We start from the raw sequence: 21,700 nt of genomic DNA on the forward strand, positions 1-21,700 counted from the left end.
GTAAAATATTGTATAGTACGGATGTACAGTCGGGATGTGGCGCAGCCCGGTAGCGCGCACCCTTGGGGTGGGTGAGGTCCAGGGTTCGAATCCCTGCATTCCGACCATCTGCATATAACAATCAGAAGCCTTGAACAGAGGCTTCTTTTTTTGTGTGAAATTGCTACTCTCCCAAGTAGTACCAATTTGCTATTGGCTTCCTGATCTTTCTTTTTTATAATGATAGGTAGACAAGCTAGGGAAGGGTTGTTCAATGCTATGAAGGTGCCTGTATCACTTCAACCATATTTGCAAACATTACCGCAAAACTATGATGCCTCTTCGCTTTCGTATGGAGACGAGGGGCTCTTCTCGGACATCTTACAGTCCCAGTTAGCAACAACCGGCCAGCGGGTAATCAGTTCGCAGGAGATTTTGGCCAAGCTAGATGGATCCAGAAGCTGGAAGATTCCTACACAAATTCAAAATGAGCAGTCCTTGTCTTTTGCCAAAGGGCCATCTGTTCCTACTCCGGAAATCTTAGACAAGATTGATCAGACAGCGAAAGCGATCGGAGTGAACGTTGATCTGGTGAGAGAGGTCGTCAGGGCTGAATCCAATTTCAATCCGAATGTAGAATCTCACGCAGGGGCAAAGGGCTTGATGCAGCTGATGGACAATACGGCAAAAGCCATGCAAGTCCGCAATGTATACGACCCTGATGAAAACCTTGAAGGTGGAACAAAATATTTAAAATCGCTTTTGGATCGTTATGATGGAGATGTGAAAGTAGCACTTGCTGCTTACAACGCTGGCCCAGGTCGGATGAGTCGTCTGGGAATCAGCAGTGATGACGAGCTAGAAGCGAAGTTTGACCAATTGCCGCAAGAGACACAGCGCTATGTAGACAAGATCATGAGCCGTCTGGAGTCAGAAGGGGCATCATACTAGACGTACGCGCATACCGTATTGGTCAGGAGGAAACACATTGGCACAATCATCGGGATTTAATCAGGATTATTTCGTAGTCAAAGCGAAGGAAAATGGCGTTCATGTGATTGGATTAACAAGAGGCACTGATACGCGTTTTCATCATACAGAGAAGCTCGATAAAGGCGAAGTCATGATTTTTCAATTTACGGAGCACACCTCTGCAATTAAAGTGCGAGGAAAAGCAGTCATTTACTCGCAGCATGGCGTCGTGGATACGACCGAATAAAGAACAAGTCGTTTTGCTAAGAAGCAGGCATAGCCTGCTTTTTTTGTTTGTACAATGGAGGAGAGGAGGGATGTCTATGCCGCGCCAATTGTTGATGGCGATTGCTGTTTCCACTTTCTTGGCTCTGATGCTGTCGCTCGTTCCCACAAATCAGTGGATGCAAGCGGATATACCGACATTTCAGTCAGCACGTGCCATTCACTTAAGCGAGCAAAATGCCCTTGATTTGTTTACAAGGATGTCGACACATTATAATATTAAGCGTATAAAATGGGAAAACCCATCGATCTATGTCGATTTTGTGGTGAAACCTGACGAAAAAGTAGAGTTAAACACCGTCTATCAAGATTTTTACCGTTTGACATACGACTTGTATACCTATGCAGACAATGTCGGGCCCGTGTACTATCGCTTGTTGGAGGAGACGGATCCACCAAAAGAATCGAGATTATTGATTGCCATACAATCGACAACTGGAAATCTTGCAGGACAAGACAAACCTTTGACCGATCCTTCAGATATCCAGACCTTTGTAAGCAGTACATTTCCTATTCGAATCGAGCCGTATTTTTATGAGCGAATTAGTCCCTGATGGAAGAAGTATGGTATGATAGTAGAGACGGCCTTTTGACCGGACGGCAGAGGAAGACCGAAGAGTAAGGAACAGTACGGAACAGGCAGACATCTTTAGGTTGTGCAGCTTGTGGAGGAGGACGCATGAGCAAAGAACTTTCCCCGAATGTAGAAGAGGTTCGGTCCATTATCGAACAAATCTACAAGAGAATCACCCATTCCTATGTAGAACATTATGTTGACGTTCCTTCCATGGCGGAAAATCGTCTAGAGCTGTTGTACCTTTTTTTGCTGGAACAAGGCATGCCGAAGGAAAAGGCTTCGGTTTTATGTACAGCAACTGGGCTAGTCCAATTGGGATTGGACACCCATGAGCTCGTGAAAAATGAGTACGACTCCTCACAGAGCGCGGAGCGAAACCGACAGCTGACTGTACTTGCAGGTGATTATTACAGCAGTCGTTATTACCACCTTCTGGCTTCTACGGGTGAAATCCAAGCCATTCAAGTGTTGTCGGCAGCTATTCAGCGAGTGAACGAAGCGAAAATGAGACTCTACATCGCTGGGCGGGATAGCAAGACTTTATCAGATGAAGAGTACTGGGAACTGCGAAATACGATTGATACAGGCTTATACGTGGCTGTTGTAGAGGAGTATGCCGATTCAGCTGATCGTCGTCGTTTCTGGAGTGATCTGATGAAGCAAACAGCCAAGGTAGAGAGTGTGATCGGTGAGTGGGAGCAGCTCAAATGGCAAGAACAAGTCCCTTTTGGTTTTGCCCGTTTTTTGCTGCAAAAACCCGGGGCTACACTCGCGCAAGTTTTGTCAGGCGTTGAGGGGAAAGCCCTCGAATTAATCGGTTTATGTGAGCAAATGGTGCGTACGTTGCATCCTGCAGAGACGCGGAACATGCTTGCATCCATTACGGCACGGTACTCCCATCGGATCAGTCGCTTGAAGAAGGTAATTGAGGAGATGTAGCCAAGTGAACCAGACACAGATGAATGAGAAAGCAGAGTACGTTCACTCCGTTTTCGAGAGCATTGCAAACGATTACGACAAAATGAATCATGTAATCAGCTTTGGCAGTCATATTGCTTGGCGTAATTACACGATGAAGCAGATGAATATCCAGTCAGGGCATACGGCTTTGGATGTTGCTTGTGGTACAGCAGACTGGACGATTGCATTGGCTAAGGCTGTTGGAAAAGAAGGCAGTGTTGTTGGCCTTGATTTTAGCCAGAATATGCTGGATGTAGGAGCATATAAAGTGGCGAACGCAGGTGTTGGCAACAATGTAAAGCTAGTGAACGCAGATGCAATGAATCTGCCTTACGAGGATGATACATTCGACTTCGTGACAATCGGATTTGCCCTGCGCAATGTGCCGGATGTCCAGCAGGTTTTGAATGAAATGGCGCGTGTAGTGAAGCCAGGCGGCAAAGTCGTTTCTCTGGAAGTGTCCAAGCCACCATTCATTCCGTACCGGAAGCTATTTTACTTATATTTCTACAAAATCTTGCCATTGATCGCGAAGCTGACAGTCAACAAATACGAAGAGTATGCATGGCTGCCACAATCCCTGACCAATTTCCCGGACAGTCGCGAGCTGGCAAGCATGTTTCAGAAAGCAGGCTTGGACCCGGTTCAGGTCAAATTGTTTATGGGCGGCGTATCAGCCTTGCATATTGGCACAAAGCCATAATATGAGGAGTAAACCGGTATTTCTTCACTAGATAGGAAGTGTCATAGATGGGTCTACGTAAATTAAAAATCATCTTGGAAATGATTAAATTCGAGCACTCCCTTTTTGCCCTGCCTTTTGCTTTTATGGGAGCTGTTTTGGGAAGCATTGTGGTAGAGCATGCATGGCCTACTTGGTCGGAAATTTTTTGGGTGACGGTAGCGATGGTGGGCGCTCGCAGTGCTGCGATGTCATTAAATCGTGTCATCGACCGGGTAATTGATGCGAAAAATCCTCGGACCGTCACACGAGCGATTCCTGCTGGCCTCATTTCGATTTTGGAAGTCATTTTGTTTATCGTGGTGTCCTTTGCGGTGTTGTTCATTGCTGCATTCCAGTTAAATGATTTGGCTGTGAAATTGTTGCCGCTCGCTGTGTTCGTTCTGGTGCTTTATTCTTATACCAAACGCTTTACTTGGCTTTGCCACTTTGTTCTCGGGGTTGCCATCGGCTTTGGTCCGCTAGGGGGCTGGGTAGCAACAACGGGTCAAGTAGATGGCATCGGCCTTCTATTGTTTGCATCCGTTATGTTCTGGACAGCAGGATTTGATATCATTTATGCATGTCAGGACGCTGATTTTGACCGGAAAGAAGGACTTTTTTCCATGCCGAGCCGCTTCGGAATTGCCAATGCACTTCTGATCGCCCGCATATGCCACGTTCTTACTTTCGTTGGTCTGATGTCGTTGTATGTAGTTGCAGACTTGTCGATTTGGTTCCTGGTAGGTGTGCTCATTTCTGGTGCGATTTTGATCTATGAACACACGCTGGTGAAGCCAACCGACCTGTCCAAGCTGGATATGGCATTCTTTAATATGAACGGCATCTTGAGTGTCGTGATGTTTACCTTTACGATGATCGATTTGGTGATTGCATGAACAACCAAAAGTGGGCTGTCGGGATAACAGGTGCAAGTGGTGCTATCTATGGTGTTCGAGTCGTCCAGGAGCTTTTGCGTGCTGGACATATCGTTCATTTGATGATTACAGAAGCAGGCTGGCAAGTATTTCGTGATGAACTGGATTGGCACACGGATGACAGAGAAGCTCTTTTGCAGGAGAAGCTGCAACAAGACTTTTCGGGTGAGCTACATTATTGGGGACTGCGAGATTTTAATTGTCCCGCAGCCAGTGGTTCCTATCGCTGTGACGGTATGATCGTAGTACCGTGCTCGATGGGGACTGTTTCTGGCATCGCACATGGCGCATCCGGCAATTTGCTGGAGCGCGTTGCTGATGTCATGATCAAGGAAGGTCGGCGATTGGTCATTGTTCCGAGAGAGACGCCGCTCAATGCGATTCAGCTCGAGAACATGCTCAAATTAAGCCGTCTGGGAGTCAAGATTCTGCCTGCCATGCCAGGCTACTATCAGAAACCGCAAACCATGGATGATCTGATCAATTTTGTGGTAGGGAAAACTTTGGATGCAATTGATGTACCACATTCGCTATTCCGGCGTTGGGGGGAATAAACGCGTGCAAAAGTCTTTGCGTGTTGGACAAATTTTGTATACCAATGTATTGCCGGTTTACTTCTATTTTGATCAGGCTAAATTCGAAGACCGAATCGAATTCATCCGCCAAGTTCCTGCCCAGTTAAACATGGCAATGGCAAAAGGCGAGATTGATTTGGGACCGATTTCTTCGTTTAGCTATGCAGAGCATGCCTCCGAATACGTGGCATTGGCAGATCTGTCTGTCAGTGCCAAAGGGAGAGTAGGCTCCCTTTTCTTGTTCAGCAAAAAGCCGATTGAACAGGTAAACGGTGCCAAAATAGCCTTGACCAACACATCGGCTACCACAGTGAATCTCTTAAAGATCATTCTCCATAAGTTTTACGAATATGAGATTTCCTACGTTACACAGGAACCTATTTTGCATGAAATGCTGGAGGATGCTGATGCAGCGCTCTTGATCGGGGATGACGCCATTTCCGCTGAGCGAACGGCAAAAGATCTTCATGTTTACGACTTAGGAGAGCTGTGGCATCAATTTACGGGCTATTCTATGACCTTTGCCATTTGGGCTCTTCGTCGAGCAGTTATTGCTGAACATCATGACTTGATCGCGGACGTCCATGCCTCTTTTTTAGAGAGCAAAAGGAAAACAAGGGCAAATACAGCCCCATTGATTGACTACGTTCACACGCATTTCGGTGGAGAAAAAGAGCAATGGATCCACTATTTCCAAGGATTACAGCACGATTTCGGTGACGTTCAGCGGATTGGACTGGAGTACTATTACCGATGCGCAGCGGAGCTGGGACTTCTATCGGCACCTGCAACCGTCGATCTGTGGCAAGCTGGCGGCCGACAGACCAATACTACGTTGACGAGATAGGTGGAACGGATGAATCTAGTCGATATTTACTTCAAGATGAAAAAAGATGTCCAATACATAGAAGATGAACTGGAGAAAGCAATTGATACGCCGGTTCGAGAGCTGTATCTATCCTCGACTCACTTGCTCAAGGCAGGAGGAAAGCGGATTCGACCCGTTTTTGTTTTGCTTGGCGGTAAGTGGGGCAATTACGACGTCAAAAAATTAAAGCATGTAGCCGTTCCTCTCGAACTGATCCACATGGCTTCCCTAGTGCATGATGATGTAATTGATGATGCGGATAAGCGCCGCGGGAAAGATACGGTTCGAATGAAGTGGGATAACAAAGTAGCCATGTACGCCGGCGACTATATTTTTGCACGGGCATTGGCCATTGCCTCCCAGCTCCCGATCCCGCAATTGCACCAAATTCTTTCGAATGCAATCGTAGAGGTTTGTAAGGGAGAGATCCAGCAAGTAAAGGATTTGAATAACTGGGACCAAAACTTCCGTACCTATTTGCGTAGAATTAAACGAAAAACGGCGCTTTTAATTGCGATTAGCTGTCAATTAGGAGCAGTGGCAAGCGGCGCGTCAGCTGATATGATCCGCAAAATGTACTGGTATGGCTACAATGTGGGGATGGCTTTTCAAATTACCGACGACATTCTGGACTTTACAGGGACGGAGAAGCAATTAGGGAAGCCGGCTGGAAGCGACTTGGTGCATGGAAACATTACGTTGCCTGCGCTTTATTCGGCTCATCATGGAAAAGCACGTGCGCAATTCCAGGAATGGATCGCGAAAAATACGTTTTGGGATCATACGGATGAAGCTGTTCGTATGGTGCGAGAAGATGAGGGGATTGCCTTTTCGCAGCGCCTCGCCGAACGCTATATCGCCCGTGCACATGCCATTCTCGCCGATTTGCCGAATAACCAAGCTAAAACATCTTTGACAGGTATCGCCAATTATATCATCGATCGCAAATTTTAATGATATTTTGACCGTCTTCCTGTTGCTTGACCACGCTAGTTTTGATAAAATTTTCAATGGTGTCTTATGCACCAATACATAGCTCTAATGGAGGCTTACTTACAATGGAAAAAACATTCCTTATGGTAAAACCAGATGGCGTACAACGCAACCTGATCGGGGAAATCGTATCCCGTTTTGAGAAAAAAGGCTACCAACTCGTAGGTGCTAAGCTGATGACAGTAAGCCGCGAATTGGCTGAAGAGCATTATGCAGAGCACAAAGAGCGTCCTTTCTTCGGTGAACTGGTTGACTTCATCACTTCCGGTCCAGTATTCGCAATGGTATGGCAAGGTAACAACGTAATCACAACTGCTCGCGCTATGATGGGCAAAACAAACCCAGTTGATGCTGCTTCCGGTACGATCCGTGGCGATTTCGCTACTTCCGTTGGCATGAACATCATCCACGGTTCTGACTCTCCTGAGAGCGCTGAGCGTGAAATCGGCCTGTGGTTCTCCGCTGAAGAAGTTCTCTCCTTCGAGAAAACCATCCAACGCTGGATCTAAGACTGTTCGAGAAAGCCCCATTATTGGGGTTTTCTTTTTTTTGTCAAAATCTTTGTCAAAACAGATAGGATTATGACGAAATATAGCGAATGAAAATAGGGAGTTTGCAAAGGGGGTACGATTCAGCATGGAAGATAAGGACTTTCTCCAATTTATAGCTAGTGTGAAAAAAATGACTGGAATTGATCTTGCCCTCTACAAGGAAGCACAGATGAAGCGCCGTCTAACCTCGTTGAGACAAAAGCGGGGGTACACCACATTTGCCCAGTATTTCGATGCCATCGCGAAAGACAAGGAGCTTTTCTACGAGTTCCTTGATCGGATGACCATCAACGTATCGGAATTTTTCCGTAATCCAGGCAGGTGGGAAGTTCTCGAGAATAAAATTTTGCCACGCTTGGCAAAGCAATCCCCGCGGGTGAAATGCTGGAGTGCGGCATGCTCGACAGGGGAGGAGCCGTACACACTTTCACTCATTTTGTTACGTCAGAAGTTGGATGCGACTGTGCTCGCTTCCGATATTGACGAGGGAGCCCTGGCAAAAGCGAAGCAAGGGGTATACACGGACCGTTCCCTGCAAGATTGTCCGAAAGACCTCGTAACAAAGTATTTTGAAAAAGATACACTCAGCTATCGCATCACGGACGAAGTGAAGAGAAAAGTGACGTTCAAAAAACATAATTTATTGGCGGACTCATTTGATTCTCAATTTGATTTAATTATTTGCCGGAACGTGATGATTTACTTTACCGAAGAAGCAAAGCATGAGCTGTATCATAAGTTTAGCCGGGCCCTAAAACCTGGTGGGGTACTCTTTGTAGGTAGCACAGAACAAATTTTTCAGCCGCAACAATACCAACTGGAGACAGAGGATACGTTCTTCTATCGAAAAATGGGTTGATTCAGGTTGGCCTTGGTATATCTCTGCTGTTTTTTCCCTAGACTAGGAATACCTACTTTGCAAGAGGAGGCAGCAGATGGACAAACACAAGGTCATCGAGGCATACCGTCGAGGACTGATCACGTTGCAAGAGTGTGGTCAGATATTAGGGGCGGAGAGGACACAGCTAGATGATTTGATACGCGTGGATCACACTCGCAAACCGCTGAGCCCCAATCCTTTTTTCAACGTGTAGGAAAATATAAACGCTTCACTTATATTTTCCGGAACGCATGGAAACTTTCCGCTAAAACGCGGTCGCTCCTCCATGAGCTATCAACGATAGAGGTTTCCTTAACGTGTAGGAAAATATAAACGCTTCGTTCATTCGCGATAGCGTAAAGAGAGCGCTTCTCCTTATTCGGAGGGGCGTTTTCCTGTAAGACCAAAAGGTTTTTCGTAAACGTTTGTCACTTTTGTATTTCCACGGCGTACTAGGTATGATATTATAGCGCTTAAAAGTGATAAAGGACAGCACCCCGAAAAGAGTGCCTTTAGGGGATACAGGCTGCCAGGAGGATGGAGGAAGGATAGAGATGCGTTACTTGACAGCAGGGGAATCCCACGGGCCGCAATTAACAGCTATCATTGAGGGCGTACCTAGCAACCTGCCGATTTCCATTGAGGAAATTAATGAGCAGTTGGCACGTCGTCAGAAAGGCCATGGCCGCGGCAGAAGAATGCAGATTGAAAAGGATCAGGTGAAAATTCTTTCTGGTGTCCGTCATGGATATACAACCGGAGCTCCTATCACACTGGTCGTTGAAAATAAGGATTGGACGCATTGGCAAGGCATCATGAGTGCTGAGCCTGTAGAGGAAGGCTCTGAAGAAAAGCGTCGTGTATCCCGTCCACGTCCTGGACATGCTGATTTAAACGGGGCGATTAAGTATCATCAACGCGATATGCGCAATATTCTGGAACGTTCCAGCGCTCGTGAGACTACTGTCCGCGTAGCTGTTGGTGCAGTCGCTCGCCAATTGCTGGCTCAATTTGGTATCCGCATTGGCGGACAGGTACTCCAGATTAATGAGATCGTGGCGCAGCGACAAGAAGTAAGTCTGGATGAGCTGATTGCTCGCACCGAAGAATCGCCAGTGCGCTGCTTGGATAAAGAAGCAGAGCCGTTGATGATGGCAGCGATTGACAAAGCAAAAGAAGACGGGGATTCCCTCGGTGGTACCGTAGAAGTGATCGTTGAAGGCGTGCCGATTGGCTTGGGTAGCCATGTGCAATGGGACCGCAAGCTGGATGGGCGTCTTGCACAAGCGATAATGAGCATTCAGGCTTTCAAAGGTGTCGAAATCGGAATCGGATTCGAGGCAGCCGGTCTGAAAGGCTCGCAAGTTCATGACGAGATTGTTTGGAACGAAGAAACTGGCTACAGCCGTAAAACGAATCGTGCAGGAGGACTCGAAGGCGGAATGACGACAGGAATGCCTGTAGTTGTTCGCGGTGTCATGAAGCCGATCCCTACCTTGTACAAGCCACTGATGAGTGTGGATATTGATTCGAGAGAGCCATTCTCAGCGAGCATTGAGCGTTCTGACAGCTGTGCTGTTCCAGCGGCAAGTGTGGTTGCGGAGGCAGTGGTAGCATGGGAAATCGCGAGTGCCATGTGCGAAAAATTCCCTTCTGACTCTCTCGACGACATGGAAGAAAACGTACGTCAATACCGTGCGTACACGGAGAAATTCTAATGAGCGTGGAGAAGCTGACTGTTGAGCTGGGCGAGCGCTCCTACGAAATAGTGATTGGCGAGGGTCTTTTGGATCAGGCAGCAGCGTTGCTAGTAGAGGCAGGGATTGTTTCTACTAGTAAGCTGATGATTGTCACAGATGAGAATGTAGCCGTTCATTATTTAGAGCCTTTGCTGGGTGTCTTGCAGCAGCATGGGTATCAGGCCCACTCAGCTGTCATTGCTGCTGGAGAACAATCGAAGAGCCTGACTGTCTACGAGCGTTTGATGACAGAGGCAATTGATGCAGGACTGGACAGGAAGTCTGCTGTATTGGCTCTCGGTGGTGGAGTCGTCGGTGACTTGGCTGGATTTGTGGCTGCTACGTACATGCGCGGCATTGATTTCGTTCAAATGCCGACTACCTTGCTTGCACATGATAGCTCGGTTGGCGGAAAAGTAGCGATCAATCATCCACTCGGAAAAAATCTCATCGGGGCTTTCCATCAGCCAAAAGTTGTTATTTATGACACGAAAGCCTTGCATAGCTTGCCGAAGCGGGAAGTCGCAGCAGGCTTTGCAGAAGTTGTGAAGCATGGACTAATTGCCGACGCTGCCTTTGTCGATTGGCTGGAAGACAACGCTGATAAGCTATGGCAGCTCGATTCAGAATTATTAGGGAAAGCCATTGAAAAAGGTTGCGCTGTCAAAGCGGCGATTGTTTCTCAAGACGAGACAGAGCAAGGGCAGCGTGCATTGCTTAATTTGGGTCATACGTTTGGACATGCGTTTGAAGCACTGTCTGCTTACTCCAGCCTGAATCATGGGGAGGCTATCTCCATTGGGATGTGTTTGGCTGCAAAGGTAGCCGAACGGATTGGTTTTGCCGAGACAGGTGTATACCATCGCACAAAACGGATGCTGGAATTGTTCCACCTGCCAACGGCGTGGCCGGGCAATCTCTCGCCAGAAGCTGTGCTGGAAGCCATGAAACGAGACAAAAAGACAGTAGGCGGAAAGCTGGCCTTGGTGTTGCCTAGGGCAATCGGGCAGGTTGACGTCGTCAAAAATATAGAAGAAGAACTCATACTGGGAGTTATGAGAGAAGAAGTGGAGGGATAAGGATGGGAATGAGAGGAATCAGAGGCGCGATCACGGTGGAAGCCGATACACGCGAAGAGATTGTCTCCTCTACCAAATGGTTGCTGGAGGAAATGGTAAGCCGCAACGGAGTAAACCCCGAAGACATTGGCAGCATTATTATTACGACGACAGAGGACCTCTGTGCGACCTTCCCCGCTCAAGCGGCCCGCCTGCTTGAAGGAGAAGCTTGGCAATACGTCCCACTCATGTGTGCAAGAGAAATCCCGGTGCCAGGTGGCTTGCCGCTTTGTATTCGAGTCATGATGCATGTGAATACGGACAAGACAGCAAAAGACATTCATCACGTCTTTTTGCGTGATGCAGTCAAGCTACGCCCGGATTTGACAAATCGCGGTTGACAATCAGAGCGCTCTCTTTTACCATAAGTGAAACGAGAGCGCCTCGTTTTTCCGGTAATAAGCAAAAGCCGGCTGAGAGCAGAGAATGAGTTGAGCAGAGTTGAGATGAGTTAGGTTGAGGAGAGAAGAGAAGGCTGGGTACATAGTGACACCCAATCCAGGTCTCTTTGTCTGGATTTTTTTGTATACAAAATTTTCTCCCCCTACCTCTCGCTCTAGAAGCGGGTGTAGAAAAGGTGGATGTCTTATTCCCTTTTCTCCCCACTAATTGAGGAGATGAGAGTCCATGTATTTCCCTTCCCTTGCCGAGGTCAAGACCCTTTCGGCGTCGTATTCCCTTATCCCTGTAAGCATGAAGCTGTTGGCAGATCAAGAGACTCCGATTCGTTTGTATCAGAAGATTCGCAAAAGTGATTCCTTTTTGCTTGAGAGCGTAGAGGGTGGTGCTCGCTGGGCGCGTTTTTCGTTCATTGGCATGAATCCTTTTCAAATCGTGGAAGCAAAAGGTGAAGAAATCACGGTTTCCTATCGCACTGGTGAAAAGCATGTCCACACAGGAAATCCCGTCTCCTTTTTACGCGAAGAAACCGATCGCTACAAAAGCCCAAAGCTGCCCGGGTTGCCTCGTCTCAGTGGTGGTGCGGTAGGCTTTTTTGGCTACAATACGCTGCGCTACTTCGAAAATTTGCCAGCACATCGCAAGGAAGCTGTACGCGTACCGGATATGCGCTTTCTGTTTGTCGATGAGATGATCGCCTTTGATCATTTGAAGCAGGAAATTCAACTGATTGTGAATCTCCATGTTGAGCCAGGAGACACTGCGGATACAATTGGCGAAAAATACAAGCAAGTCTGCGAACGAATCGAGGAGCTGGCTACTAAGGTTATGGCTCCGCTTGAAATGGATCAACGCATTCAAGTAGCAGCAGACACACCAGCGCCATTGACAGTACAGCCAAATATGACGCGGGAGCAATACGAACAGCTAGTCGTGCAGGCGAAAGAATACATCGCAGCCGGCGACATTTTTCAAGTCGTGCTATCCCAACGTTTTTCCGTAAAGACGGATGTCGATCCTTTTGCGGTGTATCGATTACTGCGTACATTGAATCCTTCCCCGTACATGTACTATCTCGAATACGAGGGCGAGACAGTCGTCGGGACATCACCAGAACTACTCGTGCGTGTAGAAGATGAAAAAGTAGAGATGCGTCCGATTGCAGGAACGCGGAAAAGAGGGGCAACCCCACAAGAAGATGCTGCGTTGGCGGCTGATCTTTTGGCAGATAAAAAGGAGAGAGCCGAGCACTACATGCTGCTGGACCTGGGGCGCAACGATGTAGGAAAAGTCTCTACTTACGGAAGCGTGAAAGTGGAAGAAGCGTTGGTTATTGAAAACTACTCCCATGTGATGCATATGGTTTCGCATGTGACCGGAAAGCTTCGTGAGGGACTGCACGCTTTCGATGCATTGCTGAGTGCTTTTCCGGCTGGTACGGTATCCGGCTCTCCCAAGCTGCGGGCGATGGAAATTATTGCAGAGCTCGAGCCTGACGCACGTCATCTGTATGCGGGAGCAATTGGCTACATTTCATTTGACGGTTCACTCGATAGCTGCATCACGATTCGAACGTTGTTCTTTCAGGACGGTTACGCACATGTGCAGGCAGGTGCAGGAATCGTAGCGGACTCGGTCCCCGCGAGTGAGTACCAAGAGACAGTGAACAAAGCAGCAGCGATGCTCTCTGCGTTGGAAAAAGCGGAACAGCTGTTTGTCAGAAAGGTGGAGTTGTCATGCTAACATACGCGCTGGAACAAATTCTGCTTGGAAAGCACTTAACACGGACGGTTGCAGAAGAGGCAATGGGCGAGATTATGGATGGAAAGGCAACTCCAGCTCAGATTGGTGCATTTTTAGCAAGCATTCGCTTGAAGGGAGAGCAGGTGGAAGAGATTATTGGTTTTGCCAAAGCCATGAGAGCGCGCGCGATGAATTTTCCCATCGAGCTGCCAGGTCTGGTAGACACCTGCGGAACAGGCGGGGACGGAAGTCATACCTTTAACATTTCGACGGCGAGTGCAGTAGTCGCAGCAGCTGACGGTGTACGCATCGCCAAGCACGGAAATCGTGCGGTTTCCAGCAAAAGCGGAAGTGCTGATGTGTTGGAAGCGTTGGGCGTCCCCGTTAATTTATCTCCCAAGGACGCCGCAGATTGCCTGCGTGCGACCAATCTCTGCTTTCTGTTCGCTCCTTTGTACCACCAAGCGATGAAGCATGCGGCTGGCCCGCGAAAAGAATTGGCGATTCGCACGGTGTTTAATTTACTTGGACCATTGACGAATCCCGCAGGAGCCAGCCATCAGCTGATGGGCGTCTATGATGCCAAGCTGCTTCCGAATGTAGCCGCAGTCTTACACGAGCTCGATGTGAAAAGAGCGCTCGTTGTAGCAGGCTCGGATGGACTGGATGAATTGACTGTCACGGGAACGAGTCATATTGCCGAGTTGCGGGATGGGCGTATTTTGACATATGAAATCGAGCCAGAGCAGTTCGGTCTGCGCAGACATGAGAAGGATGCTTTGCGCGGCGGTGATGCCAATGAGAATGCCAAGATCATTCACGACGTGTTTTCCGGAGCACGTGGGGCAGCACGCGACATCGTTTTGCTGAACGCGGGTGCGATCCTCTACCTCGCAGATCGGGTTAGCTCGATTGAAACTGGGGTAATACGCGCAGCAGAACTGATCGACGGCGGACTGGTCATGCGCAAGCTGGAGCACGTTCGTCACATCGCAGGAGGTATGATTCATGCTTCGTAAAATCGTGGAAAAGAAACGCGAGGAGATCGCACGTCTTTATACAGAAACAACGGTTTCAGCATTGCTTTTGGCAACGAAGGAAGTACAACGTCCACGCGGATTTCGTCAAGCATTGGAGACAAGTGCACGGCCTGTAAGCGTGATTGCCGAAGTGAAAAAAGCATCCCCGTCCAAGGGGTTAATCCGACCTGATTTCCAAGCTGTGACGATCGCGAAGGCTTATCAGGCCGCCCAAGCAGAATGTTTGTCTGTTTTGACAGACGAGTCCTTTTTTCAAGGGAGTTTAAGCTATCTACGGCAAATTCACGAGGTAGTTGATCGCCCGTTACTCAGAAAAGACTTTCTTCTGGATGAAATTCAAGTCGTGGAAGCAAGAGCGGCTGGCGCTGATTGTGTGTTGCTCATTGCTGCGATTCTCGATCGGGAAACGCTTCGCCACCTGAACCAAACTGCCGAGGAGCTAGGCATGGATGTACTGGTTGAGGTGCATGACAAACGCGAATGCGAGCTTGTTTTTCAAGCAATGGAACCGAAATTGCTCGGGATCAACAATCGAAACTTAAATACGTTTCAAACGGACCTAGCCGTTACACATGAGTTGATTGCAGAACTGCCTACGTCACTAACGATCGTGAGCGAAAGTGGGATTTCGACACCGGCGGATATTGAAAATGTACAAAGTGCAGGTGCCCGGGCTGTGCTGGTTGGAGAGCATTTCATGCGCCAAGCAGACGTAGAGCGCGCAGTTATTGATCTCGTGGGAGAAGCGGTACCGGGGGTGAGTGTATGACTCGCTTGAAAATATGTGGGATCAAGCGGACGGAAACACTTGCACTGTTAAAAGAGCTGGAAGTCGATTACGTAGGCCTTGTTTTTGCCCCAAGTAAGCGACAAGTTGATGCCCAGACTGCTGGGCAATTGCTCGCAGCCGTTCCAGGCCATCCTCCTGCTGTTGGCGTGTTCGTTAATCCGACGATGGAAGAGCTGGAGGAAGTACTAAGCGAGGCACGGTTATCCGTGATCCAGTTGCACGGACAGGAGTCGCCCCAATTTTGCCAGCAAGTTCGGGAACGGTTCGCTCTTCCGGTGTGGAAGGCGTTGGTCGTGGGCGGAGAAGCGGATGCTGCTTCAGCAATTCAATCCTATCAAGGTATTGTCAGTGCCTTTTTATTTGATACGTATGACCCTGGTCAAGCAGGTGGTACAGGCAAAAAGTTTTCGTGGGAGCAAATTCCTGCATTGCAAGAAGCGTGTGAGGCAGCAGATTGCATAATCGCTGGCGGGATTCATGCGGAGAATGTCGGAGAATTAATGGGACAGTATCAAGCAGGGGTAGTCGATGTGTCCAGTGGAGTAGAGACGGATGGCGTAAAAGACGCTCAAAAAATAAAAACATTGGTAGAGAGGGTGAAGGCGCATGAACAACATTCAAACAACTACGCGAGTCGTGCCTGACGAAAACGGACGATTTGGTGCCTTCGGAGGCAAGTTTATTCCGGAAACCTTGATGAATGCGGTGACAGAGCTCGAGATTGCTTTTGAAGAAGCGCGTCGTGACCCTGCATTTGTTCAGGAATTGAATGGATTGCTCAGCGAGTATGCTGGACGCCCAACCCCGCTCACCTATGCAGAGCGTTTGACGAAAGCGGTCGGCGGTGCCCAGATCTATTTGAAAAGAGAAGATCTCAACCATACGGGCGCACATAAATTGAACAATGCTTTGGGCCAAGCATTGCTTGCCAAACGGATGGGCAAAAAATCAATTATTGCCGAAACGGGTGCTGGTCAGCACGGAGTGGCAAGTGCAACCGTGGCAGCAAAGCTTGGACTCTCGTGCAAGGTGTTCATGGGGGAAGAAGATATTCGTCGCCAGTCCTTGAATGTTTTTCGGATGAAGCTACTTGGTGCCGAAGTCATCCCAGCGGTATCTGGCTCTCGTACACTGAAGGATGCGACAAATGAAGCGATTCGCCATTGGGTTTCTCATGTTGAAGAAACGTTTTATGTCATCGGATCTGTTGTTGGCCCACATCCGTACCCGTACATCGTACGCGAATTCCAAAAAATTATCGGAGAAGAGACACGCAGTCAAGTCCTGCAAATGCTCAAACGGCTTCCAGACGAGGTCGTTGCTTGCGTAGGTGGCGGCAGTAATGCGATTGGTATGTTTTATCCGTTCATTCAGGATGAGTCTGTCGCGCTCAGAGGGGTAGAGGCCGCCGGAAAAGGAATCGATACGGAAAAGCATGCGGCAACACTAACACTCGGACGCCCGGGAGTCATCCATGGTTCCTTAACTTACTTATTGCAAGATGAAAGCGGTCAGGTGCAAGAAGCGCATTCGATTTCGGCTGGCTTGGATTATCCAGGAGTAGGACCTGAGCACGCCTATCTCAAAGACAGTGGAAGAGTGACCTATACATCGGTAACAGATGCGGAAGCACTCGAGGCGGTACAAGTACTTTGCCAAACGGAAGGCATCATTCCAGCGTTGGAGAGCGCACATGCGATAGCAGAAGCGATAAAACGTGCGAAAGAGATGTCTTCAGACAAAATATTAGTAATCTGTTTGTCTGGTCGAGGCGATAAGGACGTACTGACTATTCAAGAAGCGCTGACTGCAGAAGGGGGAGAGTAATCATGGCGACAGCTCTTAACAGAATCGATCAATTATTCGCGGATCGTGATCGCAAACGATTCATCCCATTTCTAACCGTAGGCGATCCAACGATAGAAGCAACCTTTCATCTCGTAAAAGCGATGGTCGAAGCAGGAGCAGATCTCATCGAGCTCGGCGTCCCTTACTCCGATCCATTGGCAGACGGCCCAACGATTCAACGGGCTTCAGAGCGCGCCCTGAAAAATGGCGTGACGATCGGGGATGCTTTGCAATTGGTGAAAAAGCTACGCGAATCAGGTATGGAGGCTTCCATCGTCCTGTTCACGTACTTCAATCCGGTTTTGCAATATGGCATTGAGCGCTTTTTTGCCGATCTTGCTGCTTATGGGGCGGACGGTGTTGTCATTCCTGATTTGCCGATTGAGGAAAGCGGTCCTGCAGTAACCGCAGCAAAACAGAATGGCGTTCATGTCATTTCACTCGTGGCACCAACTTCCAGTTCCAGAATCAATACGATTGGCGCGCAAGCAACCGGATTTCTTTATTGTGTATCGTCGCTCGGTGTGACGGGTGCCCGGGTGGACCTGCGAGAGGATTTGGCTGATTTTCTGGAACGAGTAAAGGCCAGCACATCGGTTCCTACTGCGGTAGGCTTCGGAATATCCACGCCGGATCAAGTACGCGCAGTAGCACCCCATGCGGATGGTGTCATTGTGGGAAGCGCCATTGTACAGCAAATCGAGGAGCATGCTGAACAGCTGAAAGACCTCAAACAAATGCCAGTAGCTGTAGAAAAAATAAAAACCTTTGTACATCAGTTAGCCAGTGCGCTACAATAGTGGGAAAAATGTGACTGGAGTGAACGTGGATGCAACCGAAACAACGCATACTCAATGCCCCGGTATATCAACCTGGCAAGCCCATTGATGACGTGAAACGTGAATTTGGTTTAACCGAAGTCATCAAACTGGCGTCCAACGAAAATCCTTTTGGTTCCTCACCAAAGGCGAAAGCTGCCATTTCGGAACAGTTGGACAATTTGGCCCTTTATCCTGACGGTGCAAGCCTGAATCTACGCTGGGATCTTGCTGACTTCCTCGGGGTCAAACCAAGCCAATTGTTTTTCGGCAACGGGTCTGATGAAATTCTGTTGATGATCTCTCGTGCTTTTTTGAGCGAAGGAACAAATGCAGTCATGGCGACGCAAACGTTCTCGCAATACCGCTCAAATGGGATTATTGAAGGTGCAGACTTGATTGAGGTGCCGTTGAAAGATGGCGTTCACGATCTCGAAGCGATGGCGGCTGCCATCAACGAACAAACGAAGGTCGTATGGGTATGTAACCCGAACAATCCGTCAGGCACGATTGTAACAACATCCGAGTTGGAAGCTTTCATGAAAAAGACTCCAAAAGATGTGCTCGTCGTTTTGGATGAGGCTTACTACGAGTATGTGGTTGATCCAGAATATCCACAAACAGTACCGATGCTCGCTGAGTATCCAAACCTGATTATTTTGCGTACGTTCTCCAAAATTTACGGTCTGGCTGCTCTTCGTATCGGCTACGGGATCGCGTCAGAAGAGCTCATTTCCTCTCTGGAACATGTGCGCGAGCCGTTCAATACAGGCACACTTGGCCAAGTAGCAGCACGTGCGGCGTTACAAGACCAGGAATTTGTGAAAGCATGCCGCGATCGTAACCGTGAAGGCATGAAGCAGTTTACCGATTCCTTTGACGAGTGGGGGCTTTCCTACTATCCATCTCAGACCAACTTTATCTTGGTTGATTTGAAAATGGATTCCGATGAGGTATTCAAAAAGCTGCTCTCGCAAGGCATCATCGTTCGCTCTGGTAATGCGCTAGGCTTCCCGGGTTTTCAACGTATTACCATCGGGACCAAAGAGCAAAATGATAAGATTCTTTCCGTCTTAAAAGAAATCGTGACTGGAGCATTGAAATAAAAGGACAAAGATGCCGGGCATGCCTCGGCATCTTTGTCTAAGAGAGATAAAGGAAGGATAGAGAGTGGAGATGAAAAAAACCACTATTACTGTAATCGGCGTCGGGCTAATTGGCGGTTCCATTGCGCTGTCGATGCGACGCGATCCAAATATTCGGGTAGTCGGCTACGATTTACGTCAGGATTGTTTGGATAAAGCACTGACTCTAGGTGTCATTCATGCTGGCACAACTGATTTGCAGACCGCAGTTCGAGAAGCGAATGTCATTTTCCTCGCATCACCTGTAGAGCAAATCGTTGCAACCATTCGCTCGTTAGTGGAAATGGAGCTGCAGCTCGGTGTGATCATTACGGATGTTGGTAGTACAAAAGCAGGCATTGTTAGACAAGCGGTGGATCTCATTCCCGATCATGTTACGTTTATTGGTGGACATCCGATGGCGGGCTCGCACAAATCCGGCGTGGAAGCTGCTTCTGACCGTCTGATGGAAAACGCCTACTATGTTTTGACACCAGCGCCGGGAACATCTATAGAAAAAGTAAAGCAATTGTCTGAACTACTTACACTCACTCGAGCAAAAGTCGTGCAAATGGACGCGGCTTCACATGATCAGGTCGTAGGTGCGGTTAGTCATTTCCCGCACATCCTCGCTTCTGCTCTGGTCAATCTGGTGGCAGGGTACGACGAGGAAAATGCTTGGCATACCACGCTTGCTGCTGGTGGCTTCCGTGACATTACACGCATTGCTTCGAGCAACCCCCAGATGTGGCGTGATATTTTGTTGCAAAACCGTGACCCGATCCTCAAAATCGCAAAAGATTGGGCAAACGCATTGGAAGATGTCGTTCACCTCGTAGAACAGGGCGATCCAGAAGGAATCGAGCACTTCTTCAAAACGGCACGAGAATTCCGCGACAGCTTGCCTGAGCGCAAAACGGGTGCATTACCTCCTTTGAACGATTTGTATATCGATATCCCGGACCACCCTGGCGAAATCGGACGGATTACGACGTTATTGGGAGCAAGAAATATTAACATCACGAACCTTCAAATCAGAGAGACACGAGAAGACATTTTTGGGGTGCTACGCATTACGTTCCATTCGCAACAAGAGTTGGAAAAGGGAGAGGAAGTTCTTCGCTTTTTCGATTACAATGTATACAAGCGCACATAAGTTTTTTATGCAAAGGCACTTTACAACGAAGACGCTTCACAGTGCGACTGGTGATCTGGGAGAGCGTGAGAGAGAAAAGGAGTGGAAGTAATGCTTCGCGTACAACAAGCCAAACAAATCAAAGGTACCGTTCGCGTGCCAGGAGATAAGTCCATTTCCCATCGTGCAGTTATGTTTGGAGCTCTAGCAGAAGGAACGACAACCATTGAAGGCTTTTTGCCGGGTGCCGACTGCTTGAGCACGATTAGCTGCTTTCGCCGGATGGGGATCGAGATTGAGCAACAAGGAGATGCCGTAACCGTACAAGGAAAAGGCTGGTACGGCTTGCAGGAGCCATCTCAACATTTGGATGTAGGGAACTCCGGTACGACCATTCGCTTAATGGCAGGGATCATGGCGACACAGCCTTTCCATGTGGTGATGGAAGGCGATGAGTCTATTGCCAAAAGACCTATGCGTCGTGTAATCGGACCGCTCCGTCAAATGGGCGCCAAAATCGATGGAAGAAAAGACGGTGAATACACACCGTTATCCATTCGAGGTGGGGAGCTTCAAGGGATCGCGTATCAGTCGCCAGTTGCAAGTGCTCAAGTGAAGTCAGCGATTATGCTGGCAGGGTTGCAGGCAAAAGGCGTGACGAGTGTAACAGAGCCGCATTTATCCCGCGATCATACGGAGCGTATGCTGCAAGCGTTTGGTGTACAAGTCGTGCGTGATGGCTTGACTGTTTCAGTAGAGGGCGGACAAAAACTAAAAGGCCGTGCCATTTCTGTTCCGGGTGACATTTCTTCCGCTGCCTTTTTGATTGCAGCAGTAATGGTCGTACCAGGCAGCTCTCTTCTCATTGAAAATGTCGGAATCAACCCAAGCCGCACGGGCATCATTGATGTTGTCAAGGCGATGGGGGGAAGCCTAGAGCTTTTGAATGAGCGAATCGTAAATGAAGAGCCGGTTGCAGACCTCCTCGTGACGCATTCGGAGCTGCACGGGATTGAAATTGCCGGAGATATTATTCCACGTCTGATTGACGAAATTCCGGTAATTGCGGTCATGGCAACGCAAGCCAAAGGACAAACCGTGATCCGTGATGCCGAAGAGCTGAAAGTAAAGGAGACAGACCGTATTGCCACGGTGGTTAGTCAACTGTCCAAATTCGGTGCTAAGGTGACACCTACCGATGACGGAATGATCATCGAAGGAAAGACAGATTTGACTGCGGCTGTCATCGATAGCATGGGGGATCACCGAATTGGCATGGCGATGGCGATCGCAGGTCTCGTTGCCGAGGGTGAGACGAAAATCGAAAACGATGAGGCAATTGATGTATCGTTCCCTGGCTTCCATGACTTGCTTGTGAAAATCAGCCAATAACGAAAGGATGAAAGAGAAGTCTGTTCCTTTAAAGGGTAGCAGGCTTCTTTTTGGTGCAAAGACAAAGCGTTCCGAATTTTAGCAAAAATGATTTGACAAGCGCTTACATTCCGTTTATTATAAAACTACAGTATGGTTTCTCTCCACTCCTATCCAATATAAGAAAGCACGTGTGTGCTACCGTCGTTTGAATGCGCTTACATCAACGACGGTCTTTTTTTGTTTAAAAAGCGGATTGGCTCGAATGAGTACTTT

At 48.4% G+C, this 21,700-nt stretch carries 24 protein-coding genes and 1 tRNA gene; all 25 read left to right on the top strand.

Going from position 1 to position 21,700, the window contains the following annotated elements; all coding sequences use genetic code 11:
• The first annotated feature begins 30 nt into the window (after positions 1-30).
• Positions 31-107: transfer RNA gene (locus tag HPY31_RS01935), tRNA-Pro, on the top strand.
• 112 nt (positions 108-219) lie between these two features.
• Positions 220-930: a lytic transglycosylase domain-containing protein gene (locus HPY31_RS01940; RefSeq protein WP_142496171.1), complete on the top strand. Its 711-nt coding sequence runs from the start codon at positions 220-222 to the stop codon at positions 928-930.
• A 37-nt stretch (positions 931-967) separates the two neighbouring features.
• Complete coding sequence (mtrB, locus tag HPY31_RS01945) at positions 968-1,198, top strand: trp RNA-binding attenuation protein MtrB (RefSeq protein WP_012686146.1); 231 nt, start codon at positions 968-970, stop codon at positions 1,196-1,198.
• A 76-nt stretch (positions 1,199-1,274) separates the two neighbouring features.
• Positions 1,275-1,790, top strand: coding sequence for a hypothetical protein (locus tag HPY31_RS01950; protein WP_016740019.1), 516 nt, complete (start codon positions 1,275-1,277; stop codon positions 1,788-1,790).
• A 125-nt stretch (positions 1,791-1,915) separates the two neighbouring features.
• Complete coding sequence (locus tag HPY31_RS01955; protein WP_172137957.1) at positions 1,916-2,752, top strand: heptaprenyl diphosphate synthase component 1; 837 nt, start codon at positions 1,916-1,918, stop codon at positions 2,750-2,752.
• A gap of 4 nt (positions 2,753-2,756) precedes the next feature.
• Entirely contained in the window at positions 2,757-3,476 is a 720-nt protein-coding gene (locus HPY31_RS01960; protein WP_041749390.1) for a demethylmenaquinone methyltransferase, read from the top strand.
• A gap of 47 nt (positions 3,477-3,523) precedes the next feature.
• The gene (locus HPY31_RS01965; protein ID WP_172137959.1) at positions 3,524-4,393 is read left to right on the top strand and encodes a UbiA-like polyprenyltransferase; all 870 of its coding nucleotides are present in this window, start codon (positions 3,524-3,526) and stop codon (positions 4,391-4,393) included.
• A complete protein-coding gene (locus HPY31_RS01970) occupies positions 4,390-4,986 on the top strand; it encodes a UbiX family flavin prenyltransferase (RefSeq protein ID WP_012686150.1) in 597 nt (198 codons plus the stop codon). The genes HPY31_RS01965 and HPY31_RS01970 overlap by 4 nt, the downstream gene beginning before the upstream one ends.
• A 4-nt stretch (positions 4,987-4,990) precedes the next feature.
• Positions 4,991-5,854 carry a menaquinone biosynthesis protein gene (locus HPY31_RS01975; protein WP_016740023.1) on the top strand — a complete coding sequence of 288 codons (864 nt, stop codon included), beginning with the start codon at positions 4,991-4,993 and terminating at the stop codon, positions 5,852-5,854.
• A gap of 9 nt (positions 5,855-5,863) precedes the next feature.
• Positions 5,864-6,829 (top strand): polyprenyl synthetase family protein, encoded by a 966-nt coding sequence (locus HPY31_RS01980; RefSeq protein ID WP_012686152.1) that lies wholly within the window; start codon positions 5,864-5,866, stop codon positions 6,827-6,829.
• 104 nt (positions 6,830-6,933) lie between these two features.
• Positions 6,934-7,377 carry a nucleoside-diphosphate kinase gene (gene ndk / locus HPY31_RS01985; protein WP_007716560.1) on the top strand — a complete coding sequence of 148 codons (444 nt, stop codon included), beginning with the start codon at positions 6,934-6,936 and terminating at the stop codon, positions 7,375-7,377.
• A 127-nt stretch (positions 7,378-7,504) separates the two neighbouring features.
• Positions 7,505-8,278: a CheR family methyltransferase gene (locus HPY31_RS01990; protein WP_012686153.1), complete on the top strand. Its 774-nt coding sequence runs from the start codon at positions 7,505-7,507 to the stop codon at positions 8,276-8,278.
• A gap of 76 nt (positions 8,279-8,354) precedes the next feature.
• On the top strand, positions 8,355-8,513 hold the full coding sequence (locus tag HPY31_RS01995; RefSeq protein WP_007716564.1) for a hypothetical protein: 159 nt from the start codon (positions 8,355-8,357) through the stop codon (positions 8,511-8,513).
• 340 nt (positions 8,514-8,853) lie between these two features.
• On the top strand, positions 8,854-10,017 hold the full coding sequence (aroC, locus tag HPY31_RS02000) for a chorismate synthase (protein WP_172137968.1): 1,164 nt from the start codon (positions 8,854-8,856) through the stop codon (positions 10,015-10,017).
• The gene (gene aroB / locus HPY31_RS02005) at positions 10,017-11,117 is read left to right on the top strand and encodes a 3-dehydroquinate synthase (protein WP_172137970.1); all 1,101 of its coding nucleotides are present in this window, start codon (positions 10,017-10,019) and stop codon (positions 11,115-11,117) included. Before aroC ends, aroB begins: the two co-directional genes overlap by 1 nt.
• Before the next feature lie 2 nt (positions 11,118-11,119).
• Positions 11,120-11,497 carry a chorismate mutase gene (aroH, locus tag HPY31_RS02010; protein WP_172137972.1) on the top strand — a complete coding sequence of 126 codons (378 nt, stop codon included), beginning with the start codon at positions 11,120-11,122 and terminating at the stop codon, positions 11,495-11,497.
• Positions 11,498-11,783: 286 nt separating this feature from the next.
• On the top strand, positions 11,784-13,298 hold the full coding sequence (gene trpE / locus HPY31_RS02015) for an anthranilate synthase component I (RefSeq protein WP_142496168.1): 1,515 nt from the start codon (positions 11,784-11,786) through the stop codon (positions 13,296-13,298).
• A complete protein-coding gene (trpD, locus tag HPY31_RS02020) occupies positions 13,292-14,317 on the top strand; it encodes an anthranilate phosphoribosyltransferase (RefSeq protein WP_172137974.1) in 1,026 nt (341 codons plus the stop codon). The genes trpE and trpD overlap by 7 nt, the downstream gene beginning before the upstream one ends.
• Complete coding sequence (gene trpC / locus HPY31_RS02025; RefSeq protein ID WP_172137976.1) at positions 14,307-15,107, top strand: indole-3-glycerol phosphate synthase TrpC; 801 nt, start codon at positions 14,307-14,309, stop codon at positions 15,105-15,107. Before trpD ends, trpC begins: the two co-directional genes overlap by 11 nt.
• Entirely contained in the window at positions 15,104-15,772 is a 669-nt protein-coding gene (locus HPY31_RS02030) for a phosphoribosylanthranilate isomerase (protein ID WP_172137978.1), read from the top strand. The genes trpC and HPY31_RS02030 overlap by 4 nt, the downstream gene beginning before the upstream one ends.
• A complete protein-coding gene (gene trpB / locus HPY31_RS02035) occupies positions 15,735-16,955 on the top strand; it encodes a tryptophan synthase subunit beta (RefSeq protein ID WP_172137980.1) in 1,221 nt (406 codons plus the stop codon). The genes HPY31_RS02030 and trpB overlap by 38 nt, the downstream gene beginning before the upstream one ends.
• 2 nt (positions 16,956-16,957) lie before the next feature.
• A complete protein-coding gene (trpA, locus tag HPY31_RS02040) occupies positions 16,958-17,776 on the top strand; it encodes a tryptophan synthase subunit alpha (protein ID WP_172137982.1) in 819 nt (272 codons plus the stop codon).
• Positions 17,777-17,805: 29 nt separating this feature from the next.
• Complete coding sequence (gene hisC / locus HPY31_RS02045; protein WP_172137984.1) at positions 17,806-18,900, top strand: histidinol-phosphate transaminase; 1,095 nt, start codon at positions 17,806-17,808, stop codon at positions 18,898-18,900.
• Positions 18,901-18,970: 70 nt separating this feature from the next.
• Positions 18,971-20,074 carry a prephenate dehydrogenase gene (locus HPY31_RS02050; protein WP_172137986.1) on the top strand — a complete coding sequence of 368 codons (1,104 nt, stop codon included), beginning with the start codon at positions 18,971-18,973 and terminating at the stop codon, positions 20,072-20,074.
• A 90-nt stretch (positions 20,075-20,164) separates the two neighbouring features.
• Positions 20,165-21,445, top strand: a complete 1,281-nt coding sequence (gene aroA, locus HPY31_RS02055) for a 3-phosphoshikimate 1-carboxyvinyltransferase (protein WP_172137988.1) — start codon at positions 20,165-20,167, stop codon at positions 21,443-21,445.
• Positions 21,446-21,700: the final 255 nt, after the last annotated feature.

The organism is Brevibacillus sp. HB1.3 (assembly GCF_013186635.1).
GTDB lineage: Bacteria > Bacillota > Bacilli > Brevibacillales > Brevibacillaceae > Brevibacillus > Brevibacillus brevis_D.